At 66.5% G+C, this 25,423-nt stretch carries 38 protein-coding genes; 17 read left to right on the top strand and 21 right to left on the bottom strand.

The features are described from left to right. Positions 1-7: 7 nt before the first annotated feature. Entirely contained in the window at positions 8-2,353 is a 2,346-nt protein-coding gene (locus B9Y82_RS18895; protein WP_100474882.1) for a phosphomannomutase/phosphoglucomutase, read from the top strand. A 96-nt stretch (positions 2,354-2,449) separates the two neighbouring features. Here the strand turns inward: B9Y82_RS18895 and B9Y82_RS18890 are convergent, their stop codons facing one another. The 8 genes from B9Y82_RS18890 to pyrE form a co-directional block, all read right to left on the bottom strand. Beyond that, positions 2,450-3,163 (bottom strand): response regulator transcription factor, encoded by a 714-nt coding sequence (locus tag B9Y82_RS18890; RefSeq protein ID WP_100474881.1) that lies wholly within the window; start codon positions 3,161-3,163, stop codon positions 2,450-2,452. After that, positions 3,144-5,804 carry a sensor histidine kinase gene (locus B9Y82_RS18885; RefSeq protein ID WP_100474880.1) on the bottom strand — a complete coding sequence of 887 codons (2,661 nt, stop codon included), beginning with the start codon at positions 5,802-5,804 and terminating at the stop codon, positions 3,144-3,146. Before B9Y82_RS18885 ends, B9Y82_RS18890 begins: the two co-directional genes overlap by 20 nt. 51 nt (positions 5,805-5,855) lie before the next feature. Continuing rightward, positions 5,856-6,506: a potassium-transporting ATPase subunit KdpC gene (gene kdpC / locus B9Y82_RS18880; RefSeq protein ID WP_100474879.1), complete on the bottom strand. Its 651-nt coding sequence runs from the start codon at positions 6,504-6,506 to the stop codon at positions 5,856-5,858. Continuing rightward, the gene (gene kdpB, locus B9Y82_RS18875; RefSeq protein WP_100474878.1) at positions 6,503-8,560 is read right to left on the bottom strand and encodes a potassium-transporting ATPase subunit KdpB; all 2,058 of its coding nucleotides are present in this window, start codon (positions 8,558-8,560) and stop codon (positions 6,503-6,505) included. Before kdpB ends, kdpC begins: the two co-directional genes overlap by 4 nt. Before the next feature lie 10 nt (positions 8,561-8,570). Then, on the bottom strand, positions 8,571-10,280 hold the full coding sequence (gene kdpA, locus B9Y82_RS18870) for a potassium-transporting ATPase subunit KdpA (protein ID WP_100474877.1): 1,710 nt from the start codon (positions 10,278-10,280) through the stop codon (positions 8,571-8,573). A gap of 12 nt (positions 10,281-10,292) precedes the next feature. After that, positions 10,293-10,385 carry a potassium-transporting ATPase subunit F gene (locus tag B9Y82_RS18865; RefSeq protein ID WP_005407770.1) on the bottom strand — a complete coding sequence of 31 codons (93 nt, stop codon included), beginning with the start codon at positions 10,383-10,385 and terminating at the stop codon, positions 10,293-10,295. 180 nt (positions 10,386-10,565) lie between these two features. After that, a complete protein-coding gene (locus B9Y82_RS18860; protein ID WP_100474876.1) occupies positions 10,566-11,228 on the bottom strand; it encodes a hypothetical protein in 663 nt (220 codons plus the stop codon). An 18-nt stretch (positions 11,229-11,246) separates the two neighbouring features. Beyond that, positions 11,247-11,906 (bottom strand): orotate phosphoribosyltransferase, encoded by a 660-nt coding sequence (gene pyrE / locus B9Y82_RS18855; RefSeq protein WP_100474875.1) that lies wholly within the window; start codon positions 11,904-11,906, stop codon positions 11,247-11,249. 368 nt (positions 11,907-12,274) lie between these two features. Between pyrE and B9Y82_RS18850 the strand changes: the two genes are divergently transcribed. Beyond that, a complete protein-coding gene (locus B9Y82_RS18850) occupies positions 12,275-13,474 on the top strand; it encodes a tyrosine-type recombinase/integrase (protein ID WP_100474874.1) in 1,200 nt (399 codons plus the stop codon). Here B9Y82_RS18850 and B9Y82_RS21070 read toward each other — a convergent pair. Next, positions 13,401-13,598, bottom strand: a complete 198-nt coding sequence (locus B9Y82_RS21070; RefSeq protein ID WP_428993190.1) for a helix-turn-helix transcriptional regulator — start codon at positions 13,596-13,598, stop codon at positions 13,401-13,403. The genes B9Y82_RS18850 and B9Y82_RS21070 overlap by 74 nt on opposite strands. A 22-nt stretch (positions 13,599-13,620) precedes the next feature. Then, the gene (locus tag B9Y82_RS18840) at positions 13,621-13,929 is read right to left on the bottom strand and encodes a hypothetical protein (RefSeq protein ID WP_100474872.1); all 309 of its coding nucleotides are present in this window, start codon (positions 13,927-13,929) and stop codon (positions 13,621-13,623) included. 51 nt (positions 13,930-13,980) lie between these two features. Between B9Y82_RS18840 and B9Y82_RS18835 the strand changes: the two genes are divergently transcribed. Further along, positions 13,981-14,463: a hypothetical protein gene (locus B9Y82_RS18835; RefSeq protein ID WP_157804681.1), complete on the top strand. Its 483-nt coding sequence runs from the start codon at positions 13,981-13,983 to the stop codon at positions 14,461-14,463. 5 nt (positions 14,464-14,468) lie between these two features. On the opposite strand, the gene B9Y82_RS18830 is transcribed toward B9Y82_RS18835, so the two are convergent. Beyond that, positions 14,469-15,200 (bottom strand): hypothetical protein, encoded by a 732-nt coding sequence (locus tag B9Y82_RS18830; protein ID WP_157804679.1) that lies wholly within the window; start codon positions 15,198-15,200, stop codon positions 14,469-14,471. A gap of 73 nt (positions 15,201-15,273) precedes the next feature. Here B9Y82_RS18830 and B9Y82_RS18825 point away from each other — a divergent pair, with 73 nt between their 5' ends. Then, the gene (locus B9Y82_RS18825) at positions 15,274-15,501 is read left to right on the top strand and encodes a hypothetical protein (RefSeq protein WP_100474869.1); all 228 of its coding nucleotides are present in this window, start codon (positions 15,274-15,276) and stop codon (positions 15,499-15,501) included. 13 nt (positions 15,502-15,514) lie between these two features. Here B9Y82_RS18825 and B9Y82_RS18820 read toward each other — a convergent pair whose 3' ends face one another. From B9Y82_RS18820 to B9Y82_RS18785, 9 genes are all read right to left on the bottom strand, one after another. After that, the gene (locus tag B9Y82_RS18820) at positions 15,515-15,976 is read right to left on the bottom strand and encodes a class I SAM-dependent methyltransferase (RefSeq protein WP_238381644.1); all 462 of its coding nucleotides are present in this window, start codon (positions 15,974-15,976) and stop codon (positions 15,515-15,517) included. Between the two features lie 40 nt (positions 15,977-16,016). Further along, positions 16,017-17,078, bottom strand: a complete 1,062-nt coding sequence (locus B9Y82_RS18815; RefSeq protein ID WP_100474867.1) for a hypothetical protein — start codon at positions 17,076-17,078, stop codon at positions 16,017-16,019. Next, complete coding sequence (locus B9Y82_RS18810) at positions 17,075-17,284, bottom strand: hypothetical protein (protein WP_100474866.1); 210 nt, start codon at positions 17,282-17,284, stop codon at positions 17,075-17,077. Before B9Y82_RS18810 ends, B9Y82_RS18815 begins: the two co-directional genes overlap by 4 nt. Before the next feature lie 87 nt (positions 17,285-17,371). Then, positions 17,372-17,614 (bottom strand): hypothetical protein, encoded by a 243-nt coding sequence (locus B9Y82_RS18805; protein ID WP_100474865.1) that lies wholly within the window; start codon positions 17,612-17,614, stop codon positions 17,372-17,374. Beyond that, the gene (locus B9Y82_RS18800) at positions 17,614-17,994 is read right to left on the bottom strand and encodes a hypothetical protein (protein WP_100474864.1); all 381 of its coding nucleotides are present in this window, start codon (positions 17,992-17,994) and stop codon (positions 17,614-17,616) included. The genes B9Y82_RS18805 and B9Y82_RS18800 overlap by 1 nt, the downstream gene beginning before the upstream one ends. Then, positions 17,987-18,163: a hypothetical protein gene (locus tag B9Y82_RS20700; protein ID WP_157804677.1), complete on the bottom strand. Its 177-nt coding sequence runs from the start codon at positions 18,161-18,163 to the stop codon at positions 17,987-17,989. The genes B9Y82_RS18800 and B9Y82_RS20700 overlap by 8 nt, the downstream gene beginning before the upstream one ends. Continuing rightward, positions 18,160-18,495: a hypothetical protein gene (locus B9Y82_RS18795; RefSeq protein WP_100474863.1), complete on the bottom strand. Its 336-nt coding sequence runs from the start codon at positions 18,493-18,495 to the stop codon at positions 18,160-18,162. The genes B9Y82_RS20700 and B9Y82_RS18795 overlap by 4 nt, the downstream gene beginning before the upstream one ends. A 256-nt stretch (positions 18,496-18,751) precedes the next feature. After that, a complete protein-coding gene (locus B9Y82_RS18790; RefSeq protein WP_100474862.1) occupies positions 18,752-18,967 on the bottom strand; it encodes a hypothetical protein in 216 nt (71 codons plus the stop codon). Beyond that, positions 18,964-19,155 (bottom strand): hypothetical protein, encoded by a 192-nt coding sequence (locus B9Y82_RS18785; RefSeq protein ID WP_065200523.1) that lies wholly within the window; start codon positions 19,153-19,155, stop codon positions 18,964-18,966. The genes B9Y82_RS18790 and B9Y82_RS18785 overlap by 4 nt, the downstream gene beginning before the upstream one ends. Before the next feature lie 288 nt (positions 19,156-19,443). On the opposite strand from B9Y82_RS18785, the gene B9Y82_RS18780 reads away from it, so the two are divergent. Continuing rightward, positions 19,444-19,791: a hypothetical protein gene (locus B9Y82_RS18780; RefSeq protein WP_065200524.1), complete on the top strand. Its 348-nt coding sequence runs from the start codon at positions 19,444-19,446 to the stop codon at positions 19,789-19,791. 2 nt (positions 19,792-19,793) lie between these two features. After that, entirely contained in the window at positions 19,794-20,171 is a 378-nt protein-coding gene (locus B9Y82_RS20695; protein WP_155760534.1) for a hypothetical protein, read from the top strand. A gap of 91 nt (positions 20,172-20,262) precedes the next feature. Here the strand turns inward: B9Y82_RS20695 and B9Y82_RS18770 are convergent, their stop codons facing one another. Beyond that, positions 20,263-20,937 (bottom strand): XRE family transcriptional regulator, encoded by a 675-nt coding sequence (locus B9Y82_RS18770; protein ID WP_065200525.1) that lies wholly within the window; start codon positions 20,935-20,937, stop codon positions 20,263-20,265. Positions 20,938-21,010: 73 nt separating this feature from the next. Here B9Y82_RS18770 and B9Y82_RS18765 point away from each other — a divergent pair, with 73 nt between their 5' ends. The 11 genes from B9Y82_RS18765 (at position 21,011) to B9Y82_RS18720 (ending at position 25,340) form a co-directional block, all read left to right on the top strand. After that, entirely contained in the window at positions 21,011-21,469 is a 459-nt protein-coding gene (locus B9Y82_RS18765; protein WP_065200526.1) for a hypothetical protein, read from the top strand. A gap of 58 nt (positions 21,470-21,527) precedes the next feature. Then, a complete protein-coding gene (locus tag B9Y82_RS18760) occupies positions 21,528-21,713 on the top strand; it encodes a hypothetical protein (protein WP_008268731.1) in 186 nt (61 codons plus the stop codon). A 226-nt stretch (positions 21,714-21,939) separates the two neighbouring features. After that, positions 21,940-22,254 carry a hypothetical protein gene (locus B9Y82_RS18755; protein WP_065200527.1) on the top strand — a complete coding sequence of 105 codons (315 nt, stop codon included), beginning with the start codon at positions 21,940-21,942 and terminating at the stop codon, positions 22,252-22,254. Position 22,255: 1 nt separating this feature from the next. Further along, positions 22,256-23,185, top strand: coding sequence for a helix-turn-helix domain-containing protein (locus B9Y82_RS18750; protein ID WP_065200528.1), 930 nt, complete (start codon positions 22,256-22,258; stop codon positions 23,183-23,185). Further along, on the top strand, positions 23,175-23,837 hold the full coding sequence (locus B9Y82_RS18745) for a hypothetical protein (protein WP_100474861.1): 663 nt from the start codon (positions 23,175-23,177) through the stop codon (positions 23,835-23,837). Before B9Y82_RS18750 ends, B9Y82_RS18745 begins: the two co-directional genes overlap by 11 nt. Beyond that, positions 23,834-24,028: a hypothetical protein gene (locus B9Y82_RS18740; RefSeq protein ID WP_005418745.1), complete on the top strand. Its 195-nt coding sequence runs from the start codon at positions 23,834-23,836 to the stop codon at positions 24,026-24,028. The genes B9Y82_RS18745 and B9Y82_RS18740 overlap by 4 nt, the downstream gene beginning before the upstream one ends. Next, entirely contained in the window at positions 24,028-24,393 is a 366-nt protein-coding gene (locus tag B9Y82_RS18735; protein WP_100474860.1) for a Ref family recombination enhancement nuclease, read from the top strand. Before B9Y82_RS18740 ends, B9Y82_RS18735 begins: the two co-directional genes overlap by 1 nt. Next, positions 24,390-24,593 (top strand): hypothetical protein, encoded by a 204-nt coding sequence (locus B9Y82_RS18730; protein ID WP_100474859.1) that lies wholly within the window; start codon positions 24,390-24,392, stop codon positions 24,591-24,593. Before B9Y82_RS18735 ends, B9Y82_RS18730 begins: the two co-directional genes overlap by 4 nt. Beyond that, the gene (locus tag B9Y82_RS18725; RefSeq protein ID WP_100474858.1) at positions 24,590-24,817 is read left to right on the top strand and encodes a hypothetical protein; all 228 of its coding nucleotides are present in this window, start codon (positions 24,590-24,592) and stop codon (positions 24,815-24,817) included. The genes B9Y82_RS18730 and B9Y82_RS18725 overlap by 4 nt, the downstream gene beginning before the upstream one ends. Then, complete coding sequence (locus B9Y82_RS20690; RefSeq protein ID WP_157804675.1) at positions 24,814-24,981, top strand: hypothetical protein; 168 nt, start codon at positions 24,814-24,816, stop codon at positions 24,979-24,981. Before B9Y82_RS18725 ends, B9Y82_RS20690 begins: the two co-directional genes overlap by 4 nt. Further along, positions 24,981-25,340, top strand: a complete 360-nt coding sequence (locus B9Y82_RS18720) for a hypothetical protein (protein ID WP_100474857.1) — start codon at positions 24,981-24,983, stop codon at positions 25,338-25,340. Before B9Y82_RS20690 ends, B9Y82_RS18720 begins: the two co-directional genes overlap by 1 nt. The last annotated feature ends 83 nt before the right edge of the window (positions 25,341-25,423 follow it).

Here is a 25,423-nt window from a genome sequence, read left to right as displayed (position 1 = left end):
GACATCGATGAGCGGCATCGGGGAAGGACAGCGGGGACGGTCGTTGGGTCGCAATGCACCTCTACTGGGGGGGCTGTTGATCCTGCTGGCCGGCTGGTTCGGATGGAGCGCGGTGCAGCAATGGCGCCAGGAGGCCAACGGCCAGGCGCTGGAAGAGGCGCGTGACCAGGCCGTGCAGGGCCTGCAGCAGGCCGCCGCGGGCCAGTTGCAGCAGCTGCGGCAGCAGCTGAAGAACGACCGCGTGCAGCAGGCGCTGCAGGCCGGCGATGCCGCTGCGGCGGCGCTGGCGCTGCGCGAGAGCTGGACGGGGGTCGAGCAGGTCGAGGTGCTGGCGGCCGATCTGGGCAACGCCTATGCCGACCCGGCTACCTTCGGGTACGCCCGCCTGGCGCTGCTGGAAGCCGCGCTGGCTGAGGCCAGGCCAAGCCTGCGCGTGGTCCGCGATGGCGGCGGCAACCGCCTCGGCCTGGCCGCGCCGGTGCAGCTGGGCAGCCTGGGGCCGGCGGTCGTCTATGTCCGCCAGCCGCTGCTGCGGCTGACCTCGCCGCTGGACCAGGTCCGTGCGCCATCCGCCGGCTTCCTTGGCCTGCGCCAGGGAGGGTTCGATCTGGTCACCCAAGGCAACCCGGCCTTGGCCGAAAGTGCGGAAGCCTTGGCGCGCCCGGTTGCAGGCACCCCGCTGCGGCTGGTCGCGTCGGTGCCGAATGTCGAAGCCGGTCCGCTCGGCCTGGGCGCGCTGGCCAGCGCCATCGTTGCCTTGCTGCTGGCCTTTATTGCCGTGCTGCTGGTGGTCGGTCGCGGCCGCCTGCCGAAGTCGCTGCCATTGCCGCGCCGTGCTGCCGCGTCCGAGGCCGACCATGGCCCGACCCTGAGCGAGAGCCTGCAGCAGGCGCCGCCACCGGTGGCGGCCGTGGCCAGCAGTGGCGATGCCACGCCACCGCCACCGCCGGTGCCAGCCGAAGAACTGGCTGCCGGAATCTTCCGCGCCTACGACATCCGCGGCGTGGTGGGCAGCGAACTGACACCGAAGACCGCGGCGCTGATCGGCCAGGCCATCGGTACCGTGGTGTTGGAGCAGGGGCTGCGTGAGGTGGTGATCGGACGCGATGGTCGGCTGTCCGGCCCCGAGCTGACGGCCGGGCTGGCCGAGGGCCTGCGCCGTGCCGGCTGCGCGGTGATCGACATCGGCCTGGCGCCGACCCCGCTCGTGTACTTCGCGGCCTTCCACCTGCGTACCGGCAGCTGCGTGGCAGTCACTGGCAGCCACAATCCACCGGAATACAACGGCTTCAAGGTGGTCATCGGCGGCGAGACGCTGTCCGGCGATGCCATCACTGATCTCTACCAGCGCATCGTCGAGGGCCGCCTGGTGCAGGCCGCCGAGCCGGGTGACTACCAGCAGCGCGATGTCAGTGCCGATTACATCCAGCGCATCGCCGATGACGTGCAGCTGGACCGTCCGCTGAAGGTCGTGGCCGATGCCGGCAATGGCGTGGCCGGTGCCCTGGCGCCGCAGCTGCTGGAAGCGATCGGCGCCGACGTCATCCCGCTGTACTGCGATGTCGACGGCACGTTCCCCAACCATCATCCCGACCCCAGCGAGCCGGCCAACCTGGAAGACCTGGTGCAGACGGTCAAGCGCTTCGGCGCCGACCTCGGCGTGGCCTTCGACGGCGACGGCGACCGGTTGGGCGTGGTCACCGGCGAAGGCAGGATCATCCATGCCGACCGCCTGCTGATGCTGTTTGCCGCCGACGTGCTGATGCGCAATCCCGGCGCGATGGTGATCTACGACGTGAAGTGCACCGGCAAGCTGTCCGACCATGTGCTGCGCAATGGCGGCAGCCCGCTGATGTGGAAGACCGGGCATTCGCTGATGAAGGCGAAGATGCGCGAGACCGATGCCGAGCTGGCCGGCGAGATGAGCGGCCATTTCTTCTTCAAGGAACGCTGGTTCGGTTTCGACGACGGCCTGTACGCCGCTGCGCGCCTGCTGGAGATCCTTGCCCAGCGCGGGGAGACTCCGGACGAGGTGCTGGGCGAACTACCCGAGATGGTCGCCACGCCGGAGCTGAAGGTACCGGTGGCCGACGGAACGCCGCACGCGCTGGTGGCAATGCTGGTGGCGGCCGCACAGTCGCCGGACAGCCCGTATGTGGGGGGCCGCCTGTCGACCATCGATGGCCTGCGCGTGGACTTTGCCGATGGCTGGGGCCTGGTGCGCGCCTCCAACACCACGCCGGTGCTGGTGCTGCGTTTCGAGGGCAGCGATGAGGCCGCGCTGGAGCGCATCAAGGCATTGTTCCGCAGCCAGCTGCAACCGGTGCTGGGCGACACCCCGCTGGGGTTCTGAGGTGGGCCGGGCTGCGCCCGGTACCCGCCGGAGCAACGGCAGCATCACCATCAACATCATTCGCTTTGGAGGGTGCCGACCGTTGGTCGGCACGCCTCACCCCTTGAACCGCAAGCCCACGCCCGGTTCGGTGAACAGGTAGCGCGAATCCAGCGCTGAATCGCCCAGCTTGTGCCGAAGCTTGCCGACCAGGATGCGCAGGTAATGCGTGTCGTGCTGGTGGGTCGGGCCCCAGATCTCCTGCAGGATCTGCGGCTGGGTCACCACGCGCCCGGCATTGCGCAGCAGCAGCGACAGCAATGCATACTCCTTGCGGGTCAACGCCACCGGCTCGCCCTCCAGCGCCACCTCGCGCCGCACCAGGTCCACGTGCAGGTGGCCATCGTCGAACACCGGCGGTGTGCCATCGGTCGGCACGCTGCGCGTGCGCAGCAGCGCGCGTACCCGCGCCATCAGTTCCTGCGTGCCGAACGGCTTGGTCACGTAGTCGTTGGCGCCGGTATCCAGCGCGCGCACCTTCTCGGCCTCTCCTGCGCGCACGGTCAGCATGATCACCGGCACCTGGCTCCATTGCCGCAGCTGTTCCAGCACCTCGTGGCCTTCCATGTCCGGCAGGCCGATGTCCAGGATCACCAGATCCATGTCCTCGCTGGCGGCGAGCTGCAGGCCTTCCTGCCCGGTGGCCGCCTGCCTAACCTGGTAGCCCTGCGCGCGCAGGCTGATGTCCAGGAACCGGCGGATCTGGGTTTCATCATCGATCACCAGCACGCGCGCGGCCGGTACGCTGGCATCAATCGGAGTCGGACTCATCGTGGGAGGCTGGCTTGAGCAGGGGCAGGGTGATGCGGATCAGGGTACCGCGACCGTCGCGTCCGGGCAGCGCCTGCACGCTGCCGCCATGCGCGCCGATCATGCCCTGGCAGATGGTCAGGCCCAGGCCGGTGCCGTGGCGGCCCCGGTCACCGCGTTCGACGCTGTAGAACATGTCGAAGATGCGCGCACGCTCGTCGTCGGGAATGCCGGGGCCGGCATCGATCACGTCGATGCGCAGCTGGCCGTCCAGTTCGCGCGCCTGCACCTGCACGGCGGCATCGGGCGGCGAGAATTTGGCCGCGTTCTCCATCACGTTGAACACGGCCTGTTCGACCAGTGCCGGGTGTACCCAGATCGGCGCCAGCGTAGGCGGGATGTCCAGCTCCAGCCGCACCCTGGGCTGGTAGCGCTGCAGGCGCCGCGCGGCCGAGCCGATCAGTTCGTCCACGCCGATCCAGTCGCGGTTGATCTTCAGCCCTTCATGGCCAAGCCGGGTCATGTCCAGCAGGTTCTGGATGTAGCGGTCCAGCCGTTCGCCTTCGACCAGGATGGTGTCCAGCAGGGCACGGCGATCAGCCGTATCCATCGCCGCACCGTAGCTGGCCAGGCTGTCGGCCGAACCGATCATCGCCGCCAGTGGCGAGCGCAGGTCGTGCGATACCGAAGAGAGCAGCGCCGAGCGCAGCCGCTCGGTTTCGTTGTTGACGTGCGCCTGCTCCAGTTCGGCCACCAGCCGCGTGCGCAGCGCGGCCTGGGCGATGTCATCGACCATTGCTTCGGCCAGCTGCCGTTGCTCGGGCAACAGGCGCGCCTGTGCGCCGGGCAGGTACAGGCCGGCCACGCCGACGGCGCGGTCCTCGCCATCCAGCAGCGGCAGGAACCACCACTGTGCCCCGGCCAGGGTGTCGGTGAAGCGGCCGCTGGGCTGGCCATGGCGCAACGCCCAGTCGGCGGCGGCCAGGTCGGTATCGCCGGGCTGGCTGCGGCCACCGGTTGCGGTATCCGCGCCGATCCGCAGCCACGCCGGCACGTCCATGGCCTGTTCGAGCGCATGCCGACCCGCCTGTGCCACCTCGCCGTTGCCAGCGGCACTGGCCAGCTGGCGGCCCAGCTGCTGGCGCGCACGTGCATGGCGGTTGGCCGCACGCAGCGCGATCACCTGCATGCGCAGGCGCGAGGCCAGGCGCCCGGCCACCAGTGCAGCGGCCAGGAACAGGAACACGGTGATCACGCCCTGGCGCGCACCGATGGCGAAGGTGAAGCGGGGTGCGATGAACAGGAAGTTGTAGGCGAGGAAACACAGGATCGCCGCCATCACCGCCACGCTGGCGCGCGTGCGCGCCGCCACCAGCACCACCGCTACGATGAACACCATCGACAGGTCGGCCATGCCCACCCAGCGTTCGACCAGCCATGCCACCGCACAGGCCAGCGCGGTAGCGATCAGTGCCTGCGCCGGTTCATGGCTGATGCCGCGTACCGGCGGCAGCAGGCTCTCGCGGCGTGAGCGTGCCCGCGCCTGCGGCGTGCTGATGATGGTGATCTCGTAGTGGGCGCCACGCTGGATCAACTGCTGGGTCAGGGTACGATTGAACATCCGCGCCAGGGGACGTTCCCGGGTCCGGCCCAGTACCAGGGTCGATATGCCATTGTGCGCGGCGTGGTCGAGCAGGGCATCGGCGATGCTCGAACCATGCAGCAGTTCGGCGTCACCGCCCAGCCGCCGTGCCAGTGCGAAGGCCGCGTCGATCTCGCGCCGGGTCGCTTCGTCCTGGCGCCGGCCCTGCACGGTCACCACGGTCCAGGGGGCGTCGCGGCGTTCGGCGATGCGCCGTGCCACCCGCACCAGGTATTCGCTCTGGCCACCCCCATCGATGGCCACCAGCACGCCGCGACGCAACGGCAGGTTGCCTTCGCCACGCGCGGCGCGGGTCTCGCGCAGGCTGCTGTCGACGCGGTCGGCGGCTTCCTGCATCGCCAGTTCGCGCAGCGCGGTCAGGTTGGCCGGCGAGAAGAATGCCTGCAGTGCCTGCGCAGCCTGTTCGGGCACATAGACCTTGCCTTGCTGCAGGCGCGCGATCAGTTCGCGCGGCGGCAGGTCGACCAGCACGATGTCATGCAGGCGGTCGAGCACGCCGTCCGGCACGGTTTCGCTCACGCGCACGCCGGTGATCCGCATCACCACGTCGTTGAGGCTTTCCAGGTGCTGGATATTGACCGTGGTCCAGACGTCGATGCCGGCGTCCAGCAGCTCCATCACGTCCTGCCAGCGCCGCTCATGGCGGCTGCCGGGTGCATTGCGGTGGGCCAGTTCATCCACCAGCACCAGTGCCGGGTGCCGTGCGAGCACGGCATCCAGGTCCAACTCCTGCAGGGTGTGGCCGTGGTAGGCGACTGCCTTCAGCGGCAGCTGCGGCAGGCCCTCAAGCAGCGCCTGGGTATCGGCGCGGCCGTGGGTTTCCACCAGGCCCACCACCAGGTCGGCGCCGCGGCGCAGCTGTTCCTGCGCGCGGGTCAGCATGGTGTACGTCTTGCCTACGCCCGGCGCCGCGCCGAGGAACACGGTCAGCTTGCCGCCGGCTTCGCGTTGCAGGCCTTCAACCAGGGCATCGGCCTGGCGGGTACGTGCATCAGTCATGGGGGCCGTTGTCATGGCCGCCATTGTGCGCGCCGCCGGTGCAGGCCTGCATCACGGCGCCTTGGCCGCATGGTCCAGCGCGAAGTTCAGTGTCACCACGTTCACCCGCGGCTGGCCGAACAGGCCCCACTGCCGCCCTTCGGTATGCGCCTGCACCAATGCCTGCACGCGCTCCACCGGCAGTCCACGGGCACGCGCCACGCGCGCCACCTGCAGTTGTACGGCGGCAGGCGACAGCTGCGGATCCAGGCCGCCGGCGGACTGGGTGACCAGGTCCGCCGGCACCTGCGCCGGGGCGACACCTTCGCGTGCGGCCACTGCAGCCGTGCTGGCCGCAACACGCTCGGCCAGCGCCGGGTTGCTGCGCGCCATGTTGGAACCGGCCGCGGCCATCGGGTCGTAGTTGGCCGCCGACGGACGTGCCTGGAAGTAGCCGTCACCGGTGAACGGCTGCGACAACCATGCCGAGCCGCGCACCTGGCCGCTTCCATCGCGCAGCAGGCTGCCTTCGGCCTGGGTCGGGTAGGCCAGGCCGGCAAAACCGGTGGCGATACCGGCGTAGACCGCGCCAGCCAGCAGCAGGGTGGCCAGGCCCAGGCCGATCGCCGGGCGCCAGCTGGCGCCATCCTGCAGGCTGGCCACGCGGGCCTCGGCCTTCTGTTCGCGCGGAAGGGAAGATGACGTGGACACAGAACGGTTCATGCGCCGAATACCAGGACAAGGAGGAGGTCGATCAACTTGATCGCCGCGAACGGCAGCAGTACGCCACCGACGCCGTACACCAGCATGTTCCGGCGCAGCAGCGCCGTTGCAGTGGCCGGGCGGAAGCGCACGCCACGCAGGGCGAGCGGGATCAGGGCGGGAATCACCAGGGCGTTGAAGATCAGCGCCGCCAGCACCGCGTTGCGCGGGCTGGACAGCTGCATCACGTTCAGTGCGGCCATGGTCGGAACGGCCGCGGCGAACAGCGCCGGCAGGATCGCGAAGTACTTGGAGACGTCGTTGGCCAGCGAGAAGGTGGTCAGTGCGCCGCGGGTGATCAGCTGCTGCTTGCCCACTTCCACCACCGCCAGCAGCTTGGCCGGGTCCGAATCGAGGTCGACCATGTTGCCGGCCTCCTTCGCCGCCTGCGTACCGGAGTTCATCGCCAGGCCGATGTCGGCCTGCGCCAGCGCCGGGGCGTCGTTGGTGCCGTCGCCGACCATCGCCACCAAGCGGCCACCGGCCTGCTCCTGGCGGATGCGCGCCAGCTTGTCTTCCGGGCGCGCCTCGGCGATGTAGTCGTCGACGCCGGCTTCAGCGGCGATGGCGGCGGCGGTCAGCGGGTTGTCGCCGGTGATCATCACCGTGCGGATGCCCATTGCCCGCAGCTGTGCGAATTTCTCGCGCATGCCGTGCTTGACCACGTCCGACAGCTCGATCACGCCCAGCACGTGGCGGCCCTCGGCCACCACCAGCGGCGTGGCACCATTGCGCGCGACCTGCTCGACCCGCCCGCCGAGTTCAGCCGGCACGCTGCCGCCCAGCGCCTGCACATGGGCACGGATCGCATCGGCGGCGCCCTTGCGGATCTGCCGGCCGTGTTCCAGGTCCACGCCCGACATGCGGGTCTGTGCACTGAAGGCCAGGTAGTCGGCATGGTCCGGTTCGGCGGTGGTGCAGCCCTGTTCGCGTGCCAGGCGCACGATCGACTTGCCTTCAGGGGTCGGGTCGGCCAGCGAGGACAGCAGTGCCGCTTCGCGCAGCTGGCTGGCGTCGATGCCGGCCAGCGGATGGAAGTGGCTGGCCTGGCGGTCGCCGTAGGTGATGGTGCCGGTCTTGTCCAGCAGCAGCACGTCGACGTCGCCGGCCACTTCCACCGCCTTGCCCGACTTGGCCAACAAATTGGCGGCCAGCGCACGGTTCATGCCGGCGATGCCGATGGCCGGCAGCAGGCCGCCGATGGTGGTCGGGATCAGGCACACCAGCAGCGCGATCAGCAGCAGCGGATCGACCTGCACGCCCACGGCTGCACCGATGGCCGGCAGCGTCGCCACCACCACCAGGAAGGTCAGCGTCATCGCCGCCAGCAGCAGGGTCAGCGCGATCTCGTTCGGGGTCTTCTGCCGGTTGGCGCCCTCCACCAGGGCGATCATCCGGTCCAGGAAGCTGTGGCCCGGTTCGGCGGTCACCCGCACGATGATCTGGTCGGACAGCACCTTGGTGCCACCGATCACGCCGGAGCGGTCGGTACCGGCCTCGCGCAGCACGGGGGCCGATTCGCCGGTCACCGCCGCTTCATTGATGGTGGCCAGGCCCTGCACGATCTCGCCATCGGCCGGCACCAGTTCACCGGCACTGACGATCACGTGGTCGCCCGGGCGCAGTTCGGCGGCCGGCACCTGGGTTTCAGCGGCACCCGGCTGCGGCGCAGCCAGCCGGCGCGCCACCAGGTCCTGGCGGGCTCGGCGCAGCGAGGCGGCCTGGCCACGGCCGCGCGCTTCGGCCACCGCCTCGGCGAAGTTGCCGAACAACACGGTCACCAGCAGGATCGCGGTCACCGCCAGGCCGAAGCCCAGCGGCGCGTTGCCGGTCAGGGTGACGATCGCGGCGACGATCGTGCCGGCCATCACCACCGCCATCACCGGGCTGCGCACCAGATGCATCGGCGACAGCTTGCGCACCGCTTCGACCAGCGCACGGCGCAGGCCGGCGCCATCAAGCAGGGCGGGGCGCGGTGCATGGGTACTACGGGTTGAACTTGCTTGGGTACTCATCAGGGTGTCCTTAGTGCAGTCCCAGGCTCAGGTGGTCGGCGATCGGGCCGAGTACCAGCGCCGGCATGAACTGCAGCACGGTCAGGATGACGATCACCGAGACCAGGGTCAGGGCGAAGGTCGGGGTTTCAATCTGCAGGCTGCCGGCAGACTCCGGCGCCTGGCGCTTGGCGGCGAGCTGTGCGGCCACCACCAGCGGGATGATCAGCAGCGGGAAGCGGCCCAGCAGCAGCACCAGCGAACAGCTCAGGTTCCACCACAGCGTGGCGTCACCCAGCCCTTCGAAGCCCGAGCCGTTGTTGGCGTAGGCCGAGACATACTCGTAGAACACCTGGCTGATGCCATGGAAACCGGGATTGGAGGTGCCGGCCAGGCCGGGCACGGCCAGGGTGATCGCGGTGAACACCAGCAGGGTGATCGGCTGCAGCAGCACCAGCAGGGCCAGCAGCCGCACCTGTGGCGTCTCCAGCTTGCGGCCGAACAGTTCCGGCGTGCGCCCAGTCATCAACCCGGCCAGGAACACGCCCAGCAGCAGATAGACGATGAACTGCTGCAGGCCACAGCCGATGCCGCCCCAGATCGCGCTGACCAGCATGTTGACCATCGCGATGCCACCGCTCAGCGGCGCCAGCGAATCGTGCATGCCGTTCACCGAGCCGTTGGAGACCTGGGTGGTCACCGCCGCCCACAGCGCCGTGCCGTCGGCGCCGAAGCGCACTTCCTTGCCTTCCATCAGCAGCGGGGTGGCGGCGCTGGCGCTATGCCCTTCGCTCCACACCATCGCGCCGGTGGACAGCAGCGACATGCCCAGCATGCAGCTGAGCACCAGCGCGCCAAAGCGACGGCGCCCGGTGAACGCGCCGATCATGAAGATCACCGCCATCGGCACCAGCAGGATGCCGACGATCTCCAGCGCGTTCGACAGCGGGGTCGGGTTCTCCAGCGGGAAGCTGCTGTTCGGGCCGTACCAGCCACCACCGTTGGCACCCAGCTGCTTGGCCGCGACCATCGCCGCCACCGGGCCCAACGGCAGTTTCTGTTCGGCCATGCCGGCGCTGGCATCGATCGGCGTGGCCTGCGGCCCACCGGCCATCGTCGACGGTACGCCCTGGCTGGCCAGCAGCAGGGTCCATACCAGGCACAGCGGCAGCAGGAAGCGCACGCACAGGCGCACCACGTCCACGTAGTAGTTGCCGACCGCCACCTGGCGATCATCGCCGGTACCGCTGGCCGCCGTGGCCTGCGGCGCACGCGAGAACAACGCGCGCAGCGTCGCCACCGCCAGCGCCAGGCCCATCATCGGTGTCACCACCTGCAGGCCGGTGATGCCGGTCATCTGCGAGAGGTAGGACAGCTGTGCCTGGCCCGAATAGTGCTGCTGGTTGGTGTTGGTCAGGAACGAGATCATCGTGTGCAGCGCGGTGTCCCAGCGCATGTTCGGGATCTGGTCCGGATTCAGCGGCAGCCAGGCCTGGGTCATGAACACCGCCTGGGTCAACACAGCGACCACCACGTTGCTCAGCACGAAGGCCAGCACGTAGCCGCGCCAAGACATCGAGCGCGACGGATCGACGCCGAACACTCTGTACAGCGGCTTTTCAATCCAGTGGAACAGCACGTCGACCTTCATCGGCGTGCCGCGCATCACGCGCGCCAGGTACAGGCCCAGCGGCCAGGCCAGCAGCACGCTGGCGGCAAGAATGGCAAGAATCTCAGTCATGGCCGGCTCCGCTCAGAACGACTCGGGCCGCAGCACGACATAAAGAAGATAGGCGGCGGCGACCAGCACCAGCACGCCACACAACAACGACAGCCAGGGGGACATTGCAATAGCGTCCTGGTGGAACCCCTCCACCTCAGGCCGTCATCGTCATCCTGCCCCCCATAAACGCACTACGCGCCGGACCGGGCCGACGCGTAAAGAGTGCATAAATTCCGTGGGCCAAGCCGTAACCAGGCCCGCCTTCCGTAGAGCCGGGCATGGGCCCGGCTCTGCAACGGGGAATCAAGGAACCTGGCTCGCCGGCACCAGCCCCTTCAGTTCGCGATAACGCTGCAGGCTGCTTTCGATTTCCGCCCTCAGCGCCTGCTGCTGCTGCAGGAATCCGGCCTGCAGGCGCTGTTGCGACTGCAGCTGCACGTGCCGCTGGCGGATCGCCTCGGCCTGCTTGTCGGCCACCTTGGCACCGGCCAGTTCACGGTCACCGGCGGCTGAAAGCAGCGCCACCAGCGATTCGCGCAGGCTGGTGACGTTGTACTCGGCGGTCTTGAGGTTGTTGTCCAGCACTTCCTGGCGTTCGGCGAACACCCGGCGCAGGTCGTCCTCGCTGCCATAGGTGGACAGCATCGCCTGCTCGGTGCGCTGGCGGGTCTGCTCGGCCATCAGGTCCAGCTGCTGCTGCTGTGCCACGGTGCTGGCCGCGGCGCGCTCTTCGTCGGTCAACGCGCGCTGGACCTGCGCATTGCGCAGGCCGCTTTTCGCATTGAACTCCTCGCGGGCGTGATTGACCGCATCGGCCGGCAGCGAATCACTGCAGATCCGCTCCTTGCCCTCGTTCCAGCAGTACAGCTTCTTTTCCACCCTGCCGCCGTCGCGCGACTGCGCCGGCAGCGTGAACGGCACGGCCAGCAGCAGGCCGGCAAAGAGAACAGCAGGAACTCGGGACATGACCTTTCCCCTGGTCGGTCAGCGGATCGAACGAACGCCGTACTGGGCCCGGTAGGCTTCCAGCGGCTGTCGGTAGCCCACAAGTTCCGGGTTGCCGGAGGCGAAATCAAGCAGATCGGCCAGCGATGCCACGGCGATCACCGGAATGCCGGCCTCTTCGGCCACCGACTGCGCCGCCGAACGGCGGTCGGTTTCCGAGGCGATCTCCTGGCGGTCCAGTGCCACCACGATGCCGGCCGGGGTGCCGCCGGCAGTGCGGATGATGTCCAGCGCTTCGCGGATCGCGGTACCGGCGGTGATCACGTCATCGACGATCAGCACGCGCTTGCCATTCATGTCGGCGCCGATCAGCTTGCCGCCTTCGCCATGGTCCTTGGCTTCCTTGCGGTTGAACGACAGCGGCAGGTCGCGGCCACGCTGGGCCAGCTCGCAGGCCATCGCGGTGGCCAGCGGAATGCCCTTGTAGGCCGGGCCGAACACCACGTCGTACTTGATCCCGGTGGCGTCGATGGCATCGGCATAGCAGGCGCCGAGCTGCGACAGCAGCGAACCGGAGTCGAAACGACCGGCGTTGAAGAAATAGGGGCTCAGCCGGCCGGACTTGAGGGTGAACTGGCCGAAGCGCAGGGCGTCGGCGGTCAGGGCCAGCTGCAGGAAACGGTGGCGGTGGTCGCTCATCAAAACTCGATTCATCTTCATTTGGAGCACAAATCCTAATCCAGCTGGGCGTTTCGCGCTCGTCCGGGCCCTTGTGAAGGCTGTCCAGGCCCGGCCCTGCGGACTGCGCAGCGCTGCGGGCAACCGGTATGCTTGCCCGGTTTCCCGCCGCAGGTCCCCGCATGCGCATCATCAGTTTGAATGGGGTCACGGCAATCATGAGAAATCACAAGCTGTCATCGAGTTGCTGAAAGTGCCTTGTTTTCAGCCATAACGGCTGAATTTTGCATTCAGAAGGGATCACGAGCCGTCATAAGAGCGCACGAAATTGTTGGTACGGATGTTGGTATCATCTGGCCCACAATGCGTACAGGGACGGACGACGTTCGATGGCTCTTACAGACTTCAAGATTCGCGGCGCAAAGCCGGCAGAGAAGCCCTATCGACTGAGCGATGGTGGTGGGCTGTTCCTCGAAATCCGGCCCAACGGATCGAAGCTGTGGCGGTACGCCTATCGCCTCGATTCCAAGCAGCGGCTGCTGGCCATCGGCAGCCTGCAGGACGTGAGCTTGGCGGATGCGCGCGCTGCGATGCGCCAGGCCAAGTCGCAGGTGAAGCTTGGGCAAGATCCAGTGCTGCAACGGAAGATCGCCAAGGCCCGCAGCGAAGAGAGCGCTCTTAACACTGTCGCGGAGAACGCTGAGGACTGGTATGCAAGCGCGGAGAAGGGTTGGTCGGCCTCGCATCGAGATCGGGCAAGGCGCTACCTCGACCAGCGGATCCTGCCAGAGATTGGGAAGTGGCCGATCCGTGAGGTGACGCCTGCTGATGTGCTGAAGCTTCTACGCAAGGCCGAGAAGGCCGGTCCCCACGTGGCCATCGTCACCCGGCAGACGCTGTCGTCGGTGTTCGAGCATGCGATCGTCAACCTGCGCGCCGACGCGGACCCAACACACCCCGTACGCCGCGCGATCAAGAAGCCGCCCGTGACGCACGCTGTGGCGCACTCCGCCGCGACAATGGGCAAGCTGCTCGCTGGCCTGGAGACGTACCCCGGGAATCGTGAGACGGCCATTGCGATTGAGCTACTGGCGCTCACCTTCGTCCGCACCAAGGAGCTGCGGACCGCCAAGTGGGTGAACATTGACTGGGAAGCTGATCCGCCGCTGTTGAAGATCGACGCCGGTGAGATGAAGAAGCGCCGTAAGCACTGGGTGCCGCTGGCCCCGCGCGCTGTCGCGCTCCTCTGTGAACTGCAAGGCATCACCGGCGCCGGAACCTATCTGTTCCCCAATCAGCGGGATCCGAAGAAATCCATGTCACGCGAGGCGGTGAACATGGGCCTGAAGTACCTCGGTATGGATGAGATCTCTGGCCACGACTTCCGCGCGACCGCATCGACCTGGCTTCACGAGGCCGGATACCCGTCGGCCGTGGTAGACATGCAGCTGGCGCACGCCAAGACGAACAAGACCGGCGCGGCCTACAACCACGCCGAGTTTCTGGCCGATAGGATCAAGATGATGGACCGGTGGGCTGATCACCTGGCGAAGCAGAAGCAGCGTCAGTCCCGGCAACCCAAGTCCTGATCACTGATTCCGGCCAGCCGATGGCACGCGGCCCCAGTCGTTTGCAGGCGGGGAACGTGCCATTGCGCATGCCGCGGCGGATCGAGGATTCGGAAAGAGCAGTGATCTTCACAACGACGGGCATTTTCAGAATGGGATCGATGTTTTCAGCGGACATTGTTGCTCCCGGAAGCGTGTTTCGGAGTTCTTGAGGTCAGCCCCAACTGGAACTGCAGGACGTTGTTGGCCGTCGCAGCCACTGCGGCCGGCCGCGCGCTGCGCTCGGGACGGTTGAGCCGTCGCCACGCTGCGATGGCCTTGTCGGGATCGGCATGCTTGCTGGTCGACCTGCAGGCGCATTCGACCAGGTGGCCACCGCCGGCGGAGGCGCAGCGCTTGTCGTGGATGTGGCGCACGCGGTGTCCGGCGGCGCAGTTCGGCAACCCTTCCGGGTGGCTGATATGTTCCTGGGTCATGTGTCAGCTCCGTTGGAAACGAGGGGAATGGCTAGCGCTACACTGGGGTGCATGAGTCAATATGCGAATTCGACGCATGCGGAGTTGTGGCTCCGCGCCAAGGCTGAGGCGGGCGCTCTGCGACAAAGCGCTGACGTTCAGGACTTGGTATTGGCCAAGAGGCCGACGACGCATTGGCAGCGGCAGCAGATCCGTGCGGCCATGGCTCCTGGCGCTGACCGATCGCTGGCCGACCTTTTGGATGCGCTGGCCAGGCAGGTTCACCACGGTGAGCACCTGGAGGGCGACGCCGCGCAACAGCTTCTGGAGCCGGGCGCGACGCTGCTGACTGTGTTCGGCCCTCGGCTCGCGAATGGGCATAGGAATGCTCGCCACCAGGTCGTTCTGGAAGCGGCAAACCTGGTGCTTCGGACGCGAGCGAAGGAATGGCTCAATGCGGGAAAGCCCGGGGAGACCCGGCATGATCGAGCTATTGCCAGCAATCGCGGCCTGGCGGCCGTGCTGGGCGAGCTTGAGGCGGAGCGGAAGCGCTAGAGCGGTCATGCGAACAGGTCCAGTTGGGCCGGCAACGGCGGCGGCAGGGTGTGGGTGGGCGGTGGCACCGCAGCAGCACGGCGTGGCTTTGCCGCAGGCGGTGCACGGTGCACCAACTGAAGGTAGTCGCCGTCTCCGCGCATCTGCCAGGGGCGCCCCTTGATCGGGCAAACGTCGTGGTAGCCCGCGTCGTAGTGGGTGGCGGGCGGCCCTTCGCGATACCTGAGCTGCACTTGGTAGTGCGATCGACCGGCGAACTTTGCCGGTTCGAGGTGTGGACCCGTCACGCTCTTGACGGTGAACAGCGGAAAGCACCGACTCCAGTTTATGTCGTCGCCCGGCTGATCGGGTTGGCCATAATCAGCCCTGGGCTCGTCCTTGTACCAAGCCCAGACCTTGTCACCGACCTTGAACGGCTGCAGATCTTCAGTATCTGCATGGGTGCGATATGGAAGCGGCGGGAACAGGTCGCGGATTGAGTACCAGTACCCACGACCGTTCATATCGCTCAGCTGCGTCATCGGGAAGAGGGCGACCACGATGACGCCACCGCGCATCAGATAGAACGCACGCCCGCATGGCGACGGACCTCCCTCGATGCTGGATAGGATGGTTTGACGCGACCATCCCTTGGCCAGCCTCCGAGAAACGATGCCGTCGGCGATCTTGAACGCTAGGTCTTGATCGATGACGCCTTTGCCTTTCCCTGGTGCAGCGGTGAGCAGCTGGTCAGCCATTGTTGAGGCCATTGGGAGTAGTGGGTGCCTTGTGTATGCTCAGGAATGAGAGGTTTTGTTGAAGGGGTAGTGCATGGCAGAAGAAATCCGCTGGTACGAGAATTGGAACTTCAAGGTCAGAGCGCGTGATGTAACCGTTCGAGTTGCGTTGGATGGCCCCGGAAAAGGCTCGCTTACTGGCTTCCAAGTGATCTACGGACCGAGTCAGATTGGCCTGGACATTCCGGTGACTTCCCGCGAAGACGCGCGAAACAAAGTTGAAGCGCTGCTTTGCGAGCTGATGGGGAGAGATTGGTGTTGAGATGAGCAGCTGGTCAGCCATGGGCGGGCTCCTTCATGAAGCAGATCCAGTGGGTTCCGGCGCGCTTGCCGGACGGATGCCCGAACAGCGGGCGAGCGTCGGTCAGCGCCAGCACGTCGCGCGTGGCCACCTGCACCTCCGACCATTTGAAGATCAGCACGCCTTCGGGGCGAAGCACCCGGAAACACTCCGCGAACCCGGCGCGCAGATCCTCGCGCCAGTCGTTGCCGAGCTTCCCGTACTTGACGGCAAGCCAACTTCCGTTGCCCGCACGCACCAGGTGCGGCGGATCGAACACCACCAGCGGGAACGATCCGTCCGCGAAGGGCGGGGCGCGGAAGTCCAGCAGGCAGTCCGGATGGATGGACAGGACGCGCGTGCCGTCTGCGCGATGGGTGCGGTCGATCACCGTGATGGTTTCGTGCCGCTGGTCGCCAAACAGGGCGCGCTGGTCACTGGGGTCGAACCACATCATGCGGCTGCCACAGCACGGGTCCAGAACGGCCGGGAGAGCGTCACCCATTGCCCACCGCCTGGCTGTCGAGGACGCGCCGCGCAGCCTGCAGGTCTACGTCGTTGGCTTCCATCACATCGACCGGATCGCAGGTGCCGCCAAGATCCCTGATTCGATCCCGGCCAGATTCCAGCAGGCGGACGTAGGCTCGATACAGTGCCTTGAAGTCGCCCAGGTCCACGGCCTGCGCGGGCTTGTACTCCTCCGCCGCCTCGATGGCGTTCTGCCAAGGGCAGTTGGCACTGCTGTGCTCACCGATATCCACGCCAGTGATGGCTGCGATGCGGGCGGCCAGCTCGTCGGCTACTTCTTCGCAGCGGTCGCGCTGGTCGATGGTCTCGCTATGGGAGCGTTCTTCTGCGAGCAGCGCAGCCTGATAGTCCACGGCCTGCGCGGGCGCTTCATACGTCGCAAGCTGCAACTCCAATGCGGCAATCTTGACTTTGGCGCGTGCAAGCTCCACTGCCTGCGCGGGCGGGGCGGCGTAGAGGTAGTGCAGCGTGTGACCGTGGCGCTCTGCCCACGCGATTGCTTCCGCGCCCGGGTTCCCGCCGAATGTGACCGGCCCAGCCTCGCCGGTGTCAGAGAAACCGTAGTACCAAGCCACCGGCTCCCCCACCGGCTGGCGGGCGGCGAGTGCTGCGATAGCTGCGTCCAGTGCCTGCTTCTGATTGACCGATGGGACGAGCCGCCGCAGTTCTGCCAGCTCTTCAATAATGAAGAGCACATCCTGACCACCCGGGGAGGGCTGGGCGGAGAGGGCGGACTCGATGGCACGGCCAGCTTCCTCGGCGCCGGCCACGCCCTTTGAGTATGCGAAGGCCACAAACGGGAGAGCGGCGCGCGCTGCATCAACCAGATCCCCGACTTGCACCGGATTCTCCGTCAGGAAGATCAGGCGCTGCCCTTCCTCCGGGTAATGATTCAGCTCAGCGATCTCGCGTGCACCGCATAGCTTCGGCATCTTGTTCGGGTACTGGGTGGCCCAGCCGGTCCAGCCATCCCCCAGCCTCACCATCCCACCGGGCTGCACGTCCGCCAGGGTCTTTTTGTCGGTGGTCATGCCTGCATGTCCTTGCTGTTGGTGGAGCGCGCGCTGTGCGCGGCGAGGTGTTCCCAGCGTTCGACCTCGCCGATGTAGTGAGCGGCGCGCTCCTCCCGCTCTGCCTCGGTGAACTGCACGTCGTGCAGCGCGTGTTCGGCGGCGGCGCGGTTGGCCGCTGCCATGCGGGCTGGGTCGTGATCGAAGATGTCGAGCTGGTTACGCACGCTGGACTCCTGGAATGGGTTGCCGGCTGTTGGAACCCGGCCGGCGCGGGTTCCCTGCGCTACAGGGGGAGAGCGCAGGGCAGGGGGTCAGTGGGTGTCGTCGGCGGGCAGCGGTGTGCGCGCTCGCTCTGCCGAGCGCTGGCGCATTTCGTCGCGGAACGCGGGCCAGTTGCGCCGCAGGTCGCGCACGCCGCACCAGGTGAAGAAGACAACGCCAGCACCAAAGGGCGGGAGGAGGGAGCCGGCATCGGTGTAGATGGCGCGCGCGAGCAGCGCCAGCAGGAGGGCGACGACGACGGCGCAGTAGAAGGGCAGGGCCAGGTGGCGCATTACTCGCTCTCCCTGACCAGGCCGTAGTCGGCGAACCGGTGGAAGCTGGGGTTGTCCACTTCCCAGTAGACGGCACTGTCCGCGCTACGCACCCACGCCCCGGTAAGCTCCGCCAGCTCGGCCTTCTTCTCGGCGGAAACGCTAGTCAGGAACGCGTCTGCGGCCTCGCCGACGATCTGGAACATGGCGTCCTGCAGCTGGTCGATCAGGTGGTCAACATCGACCAAGCGGCTGGCATCGACATAGTTGTTCTCGCCGACATTCACGCCCTCGGCGTCGACCCCGCTGTCAAAAGCGTCCTGCACGGCCTCATCGATCGAACCAAAGTCGCCGGTGTAGGTGTCGCAGTTGCTGGACCAGCTGTAGGTGGGCTTATCCATTGCTCTGTTCCTTCTGGAGGGTGGTCATTCGGGTGATCGTTCCGTCGGCCGCGACCTCGGCCACGACGGTTGTGTCGGTGCCGGCGGCCAGGTCGAGGCCGATACGGATTGGCGGGGTGATGGGCGGGATGCCGACGGCCATGGCGGCGAAGAAGTCGGGATCGGTCATTCGGCACCAGCCATGGCGCGTAGGCTGGGCCGCCCGGCGACCTCTACGGATGGATAGAAGACGCGGTGCTTTCCGGTTTTGAGGTTCCTTGTCCGGATGCTGACCGAGGCCCAGGGCTCGCCATCGATGCCGATGTGCAGATCCACGGCCGTGCTGACGATCAGCGCCACGCGTTCGACAACGGGATGGCCGTAGCGCTGGGAACGGACGATGCAGCTGGCGCCGGGGGGATAGTCATCCTGTGCGACACCGAATGCCTCGCGGGCGGCCCGCTCCAAAGCCGACAGTGCTGTGTCGAGCTGCGGCAGCTCGTTTCTATACTTGCGGCTCATGCAGCACCGCCTTTGCCACGCGCCAGGGCGCGTTGGCAGCGAGGGCAGGTCACAGGATGCGATTCGCAGGCGGTCCAGCCCACGGAACGGCGCCCTGGCGCTGCCCCGCATAGGGCCTTGCCGGTGGCTTCGACATATCCACCATGACGCCGCACCTGCGCGGACGGGATCGCATGCAGGTTGGTGCCCTGTCCCCGCTCGAGGCCGTTTGCACAGCGGCCGGCCAGCTTCGCCGCCAGCACTTCAGCAGCGGCGCTCATGCAGCACCGCCTTTGGCGCGCGCTGCACGGCGGACGGCGGCGACTACGCCTGCAGCGCTCTGGCCGTGCCGCAGGACGGCATTGGCGGCGATGCTGGAGGCGATGACGACCTGGTAGGGGAGGAGGCCCCAGCGGCGCCCGGCGCGGGCGACGATGCCTGCGGCGGCGGCCGCGCGCTGAGCGTTGGAGTGGCGGGCGAGGGTAGCGCTCATGCGGCGGCGCCCTGCTGCGCGGCGCGCAGCTGCTTGGCGGCTTCCAGCAGCTGGCCGGCATAGTGCTCGGCTTCGTCAGCGGACTGAAGGAGGCGGGCAGCGCCCAGGTCGGAAACCACCTTGGCGTTGAGGCTGTCGGCGGCGACGGTTGGCGTCGACTGGCGGACGCCGAGGGAAAGGGTGGCCATGCTGATCTCCTGCGCCTGGCCCCGGGATGGGGTGATGTTGGGCGACAGGATGTAGACTACGGAATACCGTAATACCTTGTCAAACGGAATTCCGTAGAAAATTATGAACCTACGGAATTGGGTTCATGAATGGCTCGTCCGCCCCTGCAAGTGACACGGCTGAGCCAGGCTGGGATGCTGCTCCTTGGGCAGTAGTAGCAGTACTAATGACTGCAATAGGCACACACCTATATGATTCGGCTGCCCAGGACGGGCGGACGACAGGGGAATGGCTTGAGTAAGGTGACGATGAAGCACGTGCAGCACCCCGCGTTTACCAGCGCCATGGCGACTGGAATCGCGCTGGCTGGCCCTAGCCCGGACGGATATGTGCATATCCAGTACTGGCGCGAGGGTCTGCGCATGCTGCAGGAGAATTTCGAGCAAGAGATCTTTGTTCAAGACGGAATTCAGGTCGCTCGCCTTAAGGCCGAGGGCAACGAAACGGAGGCCTTCCGGGAGGACGTTGCAACGGTTCTCATCCCAGTGGCTAAGTTCGACGAATTCTGCGACGCGATGTGCAAGATGCGGGACTCACTTAAGCAGTCCCTAGCGGCGCGTGAAGCCGCAATAGCCAAGCACGGCACGGAACCTTAACGGTGTCCGGCGTAGACAAGGCTGGTGGTCTGGACTTCGTTGTTCAGTTTCCAGCAGCCATCGTGTCGTCTTCTCCGGACGGGCTGAGAACGGTAGTTGTTAGAGTAAGCCCGTCGGCCCCCATTCTGAAGACGTTGGAAACACCCGTGTCGAGTTCGGGTCCGCAACCTATGACTGATTTTTCAAAGTTCGACGACCGTCTCCGTGCGGTCGAAATCGATGTTGCGACGATCAAGGAGCGCATCACTCATATGCCTACTACCGTGAAGATGTGGGTGGCGATAGCCTCCATCACGATTCCGGTGGGAGCGGCCGTTGTGGGTATCTTGAGCTGGGTTCTTCAGAACATGCTGGAACCGCTATTGAAGGCTGCGACGTAATCGCCTTGCTTGTCGCTGGGAAGAAAGCCCCGCTCCGGCGGGGCTTTTTTGTTGTCCCAGATTGGGACGATAGTGGCAGCCTGTTGCGACCTCAGAACTTCCGCAGCCCTGCGTGGATCAGCGCCTTGCCAAGGATGCTCACATCGCCAGGATCCGGCCTATAGGCTGGGAAGTCGGTGTTGACACTTACAACGTAGAGACCGTCGCCACGCTTCTGCAGCATCTTGATCTGGGTCTCGCCCCCGATGTTGATCAGGTAGTAGTCGTCGCCGTCGAAGTAGTTGCAGCTGGTATCGATCCAGACAATGTCGCCGTCTTCGAGCTTGGGCCGCATCGATGGCCCGCGGCCGGTGATGATCTGGATCCTGCCAGGCTTAGGTAGGTATCCGAGCTTCCGGCGGACCTCCCACTCGGCGACCTCGATGGTCTTCACTACCTCCGGGTAGTCCTGGTTGACCAGCCCTGCACCCATCCCTGCACCCCCTTCAAACAAGTCGAAGCGAACATAGCCCGGGGGCGTCTCAGTCTCCGAGAACGATGCGACTGGAGCCCCACGGTCACCCTTGGGGCCGCGTCCGGTTTCCAGCCAATCGGCATGGACACCGAGTCGAGCGGCGATCTTGTGTAGGGCGGTGCTGGACTTCGATAGGCCCAATTCAAGATTGGAAAGGGTGGTCGGCGCGATGCCGGCGAACTTTGCCAGTTCCCCGCGACTGATCCCCTGGGCTTCGCGCTCTGCGCGAATTCTTGTGCCGATAGTCTCCATCCCATCATTTGAACGGAACTCCGTAACGGAATGCCGTTGACTTGATGCTACGGAATACCGTAGTGTGGCCGGCATGGACAAATCTTGGGCTTCCATCATTGGTGAGCTTCAGTCGGTGGGTATGACGTATGCCCAGATCGGCGAGGCGATCGGCGCAGCTGGGTCGACCGTGGGTGATCTCGCCACGGGACGATCACAGTCGCCTCGAGCGGCGAGTGCCTTTGCGTTGCTTAAGTTGCATTCGAGCAGGTTCCTCCAGGGCAGTCCGGCTGAAGGTTCAACCCTTCGCCAGTTGGTCGACAGCCGCATGAACAAGCGCGCGCTGCGCGCCCGGCTCGGCCTCGCAAACGACAAGCACCTCGCGACCTTGCTCCAGCTTCCCGTAGCTGAGGTCGAGGCTTGGCCGGAAGAGGGCGTTTTGCCGGCACTGCCGCAGATCCAGCGCCTGCTCGGCGGCGAGGTGAAGCCGCCCGATCCCGTAGCACCTACCGATTTCGACCATGACCGAATTGTCCCGGTCGATGCGGCCTGACGTGTCGCGCGCTGTAGCAGTTCGTTCCACAACTTCCTCCTGAACTTCTCATACGGATATGTACGCAGATCCTTCGAACCTTCGTGACAACCCGATCAAGGTCCGGTTCAACGACACGGAAAAGGCATTGATCGATGCGGCGGCGAACTTCAACGGGCGCCAGCCTGCGGTGTTCGTTCGTGACTTGGTGCTGGCCGGCCTCGCCGCGCTGGAACAGCGTAGCCCCGACCGTGATGTGGCCTGAAGGACCCAAAGAGTCCCTGGGGAGGGTCCATGGAAATTCAGCTGTCGCGCGATCAGCGAAAGCTGCTTGATCAATACGCGGCCTCGCTGGGGATCACTCCTGAGGAGGCCGCAACAGAGCTGGCACGCGGCGAACTTGGGCGCCGCTACCGGCTCCCGAGAACCAACGGCGAAGTAGTCCCTTTTCAGGGACTGAAACGGCCCGAAGACCCTACGAGGTAGTACCGATGAGCAGCACGCTCGCGCGCTCCACCGATCCGCACACCAGCCATGCCGCTGCTGCCGAACTTGTCGCCAGCGGCGCGCTACGCGTCCAACACGCCAAGGCTGAGGCTGCGGTGATCCGCCATCCAGGCCAGAGCAGCCTGCACCTGTCGACGCTGACTGGCCTCGATCGCCATATGTTGGGTCGCCGACTGCCTGAGCTGGCCCGCGAGGGACGCATTTGGCGCGGCCCAACCGCGCCGTGCGCAACCACGGGCAAGCCTGCATGCACCTGGTGGCCGGTTGCGCCGGGCGAGAACCTGACGCTGGGGCTCTGACATGTCGACCATCATCATGTCTCAGTGCTGGCCGCTACAGGGCCTGAGCGTCACGCAGAAGGCGGTGCTGATCTCGTTGGCTGATCAGGCGAACGACGACGGCGTGTGCTGGCCGGCGGTGGGCACCATCGCCGCGCGCTGCTGCATGTCGGCGCGCGCTGTGCGCACGGCAATGGATCATCTGGAGGCCGTTGGCCTGCTGACCCGTGACCGCCGGTTCAACAGCAGCACGGTCTACAGGGTCACTCCGGCCAACTTCGACAAGGCCGCTGCGCCGTCGAAGGCTGGCCGCAAGTCTGGAAAAGCAGGTACTGCACCGGGCGCAGGGGCTGCGCCCCATGCAGGGGGTGCGCCCGATGCAGGGGGGGATGCGCCCCATGCAGGGGGTGCGCCCGATGCAGGGGGGGATGCGCCCCATGCAGGGGGGGATGCACCGGGCGCAGGTCTGGGGGTGCGCCCCGTGCCGCCTAACCGTCATATAACCCTCAATGAACCGTCAGGAGAACCGTCATTTCCGGCGGGCCTGCCGGCCGCGCCGCCGGCGGCGGATTCCGAGACCGACCTGCAGGCAGCGTGCAGAGCCACCTGGGCGGCCTACGCCAGCGCTTACCGCGACCGCCATGGTGTGGCGCCGGTGCGCAACGCGAAGGTCAACGCCAACGTCCGGCAGATCGTGCAGCGGCTCGGCCACAGCGAGGCGCCGCTGGTGGCCGCGTGGTTCCTGACTGTCAACGAGCGCTACGTGGTGCAGAACATGCACGACCTGGGCGCGCTGCTGGCGAAGTGCGAGGCATACCGCACGCAGTGGGCCACCGGTCGGCAGGTGACCGAGGAAGCCGCCCGGCAGACGGACAAGACCCAGACCAACCTGGGCGCCGCCGACGCCGCCAAGGCGCTGCTGGCACAGAGGAGGGCGGCACATGCTGGGTAATCAGGAGCAGGATCGGCTAGTCGATCTGCTGGTGGCCACCGCCGAGGTGATTGGCGACCAGCTCAGCCCGAACGCCGCCGCCTACATGGTTTCGGATCTGGCGCAGTACCCGCTGCCGATGCTGGAGCGCGCGCTGGCGGCCTGCCGCCGAGAGCTGAAGGCGCGGCTTTCGCTGGCGGCGATCCTTGAACGCATCGAGGACGGCCACCCGGCACCGAATGAGGCTTGGGCCAACGCGATCCGTGCCGCCGACGAAGGTGCGACCGTGGTGTGGACTGAGCAGACCCGAGATGCGTGGGCGGCGGCGCTGCCGCTGGTGCAGGCGGGCGACAAGATCGCTGCCCGGCCGGCATTCCTGGAGGTCTACACCCGGTTGGTGAAGGAAGCGCGCGCTGCGCACCGGGGCGCCACCTATCAGCTGTCCCTTGGCGGCGACGTGTCCGGTCGGGATAGCGTCCTGCGCGAGGCGGTGGCCGCTGGCCAGCTCATGAAGGAGCAGGTGGAGGAGTACTTGGCCCTTCCGCCCGCCACTCCGGCCTTCGACCCGGTGGCGCTGCTGGCCGGAACCGTTGAGGCATCGCCGACCGCGGACGAACGGACCCGTTCGCGCCTGGCTGAGGTCGTCGCGCTGCTGGAGGGCAAAGCCGCATGAGCCCCGATCACTTCAACGTCGAAGTGCGCCCTGTGAGCGAGCCGGTGGCCGAGGCGGGCTGGTATCTGGCCTACGGCTACGGAATCAAGCCGCTGGTGGTCTACGCGACGCGCGGGATGACTGTCTGGCGCGACGGCATGCGGCGGATCCCGATCACCCGCTACGCCGGCCCGATCCCGGAGCTGCGCTGATGTGGTCGAACGCACCGCCGCCGACCGAGGCGGAGGCAGCACGCATCGAACTGGCGAAGACCGGGCCGTGCATGGCATGCCTCGTTCGCTACGCGCAGGGCCTGATGGCGAAGAAGCACGTGATCTACGGCTGCGAATACAACCACGCCAAGTCGGGAAACATCCGGCGCGGCCATTTCTTCGGCTATGCGTTGTGCCAATGGCATCACCAGCGATACCGCAGCGAACACATGACGCAGAAGCAAATGGTGGCCCGCTGGGGCCCACCCCTGCACTGGTCCAAGAGATTCCACGAGGCGTTCGGATCGGACGACGACCTGATCGCACAGCAGACCTACATCAACGAACTGAGGGCGGCAGCATGAAGAAGACGAAGACCTTGGCGCCGAGGCTGAACCCGCAACGCGCACCACGCGAGCGGCGGATGGACCACAACACGGTATCCCGGCCCAAGCGAGCCAAGGCACGTGTGCTCGCCGATGGCCCGGCCGAGACGGTGGAGCAGTTCGAGGCCCGCGGCGGGCAGGTGCAGCGCCTGACGGCCAGCTGGGAGCAGCGAGCATGAGCATCCGCCAGGAAATCAACAAGGCGTTCACCGATGCCGAGGCTCGCCGGCGCGAGGTCATGTACACCGGCAGCATCGCTAAACGCATTGGGCAGCCGACCAAGGTAGTGCTCAAGGAGATGAGGGAGCTGGAGTTGGACGGAGCGGTTGTTCGTGTCCCCAGCTACTGCGCCGTCAACAACCTGGCATGGATGCGTGTGATCGATTTCGGAGGTGCAGCGTGACCGCGCCCACATTCTGGAGGCCAATCGCCGAGGCGCCGCAGGACGGTACACGGCTGATGCTGTGGGACTCGGTGAGCAAGCGGCCAGTGTTCGGCAGCTGGCGGGGTGACAACCCGGCGATCACGCACTATGCGGCCGAGCCGGCCGGCCCGGAGGTGCGCTGATGGACGCCATCGAGAAGCGGGCGCGGGAGCTGCTGGACGCTGAGCTGCGAAAGCTTGGGCTGCATGAGGACGCCTATCACGTTGGATGCGGTGCTGACCTCGACAGGAACGATCAGGCCGCGATCCACGCCATCATCGCCGCCCTCAGGCCGCCCGAGGAACCGGATCAGGCGCTGCTGGTGAGCATGGCGATGCTCGTCTACCACGGGTTCGGCCTGCTGGCGCCAGAACAGAAGCAGTCCCAGCTGCGCGAAATGCGCAAGCTGTGGGACGAAGTCATGGGCCGAGGCTACTACTCGCCCGCCAACCGGGAGCGCTACGTCGCCATGCTCGCCGCTCGCCCGGAGGTGCCTACCTGATGGGACAGCGAGAGAGGGCCTCAATAGGGCCGCAGCAAATCACCACCTGGCGCGATCGCGCGCTGCACGAGCAAACCACCAAG

This window comes from Stenotrophomonas maltophilia (genome assembly GCF_002799155.1).
GTDB lineage: Bacteria > Pseudomonadota > Gammaproteobacteria > Xanthomonadales > Xanthomonadaceae > Stenotrophomonas > Stenotrophomonas maltophilia_R.
Note: the sequence above shows the minus strand (reverse complement) of the source record. Positions and strands in the feature narration are given on the sequence as shown.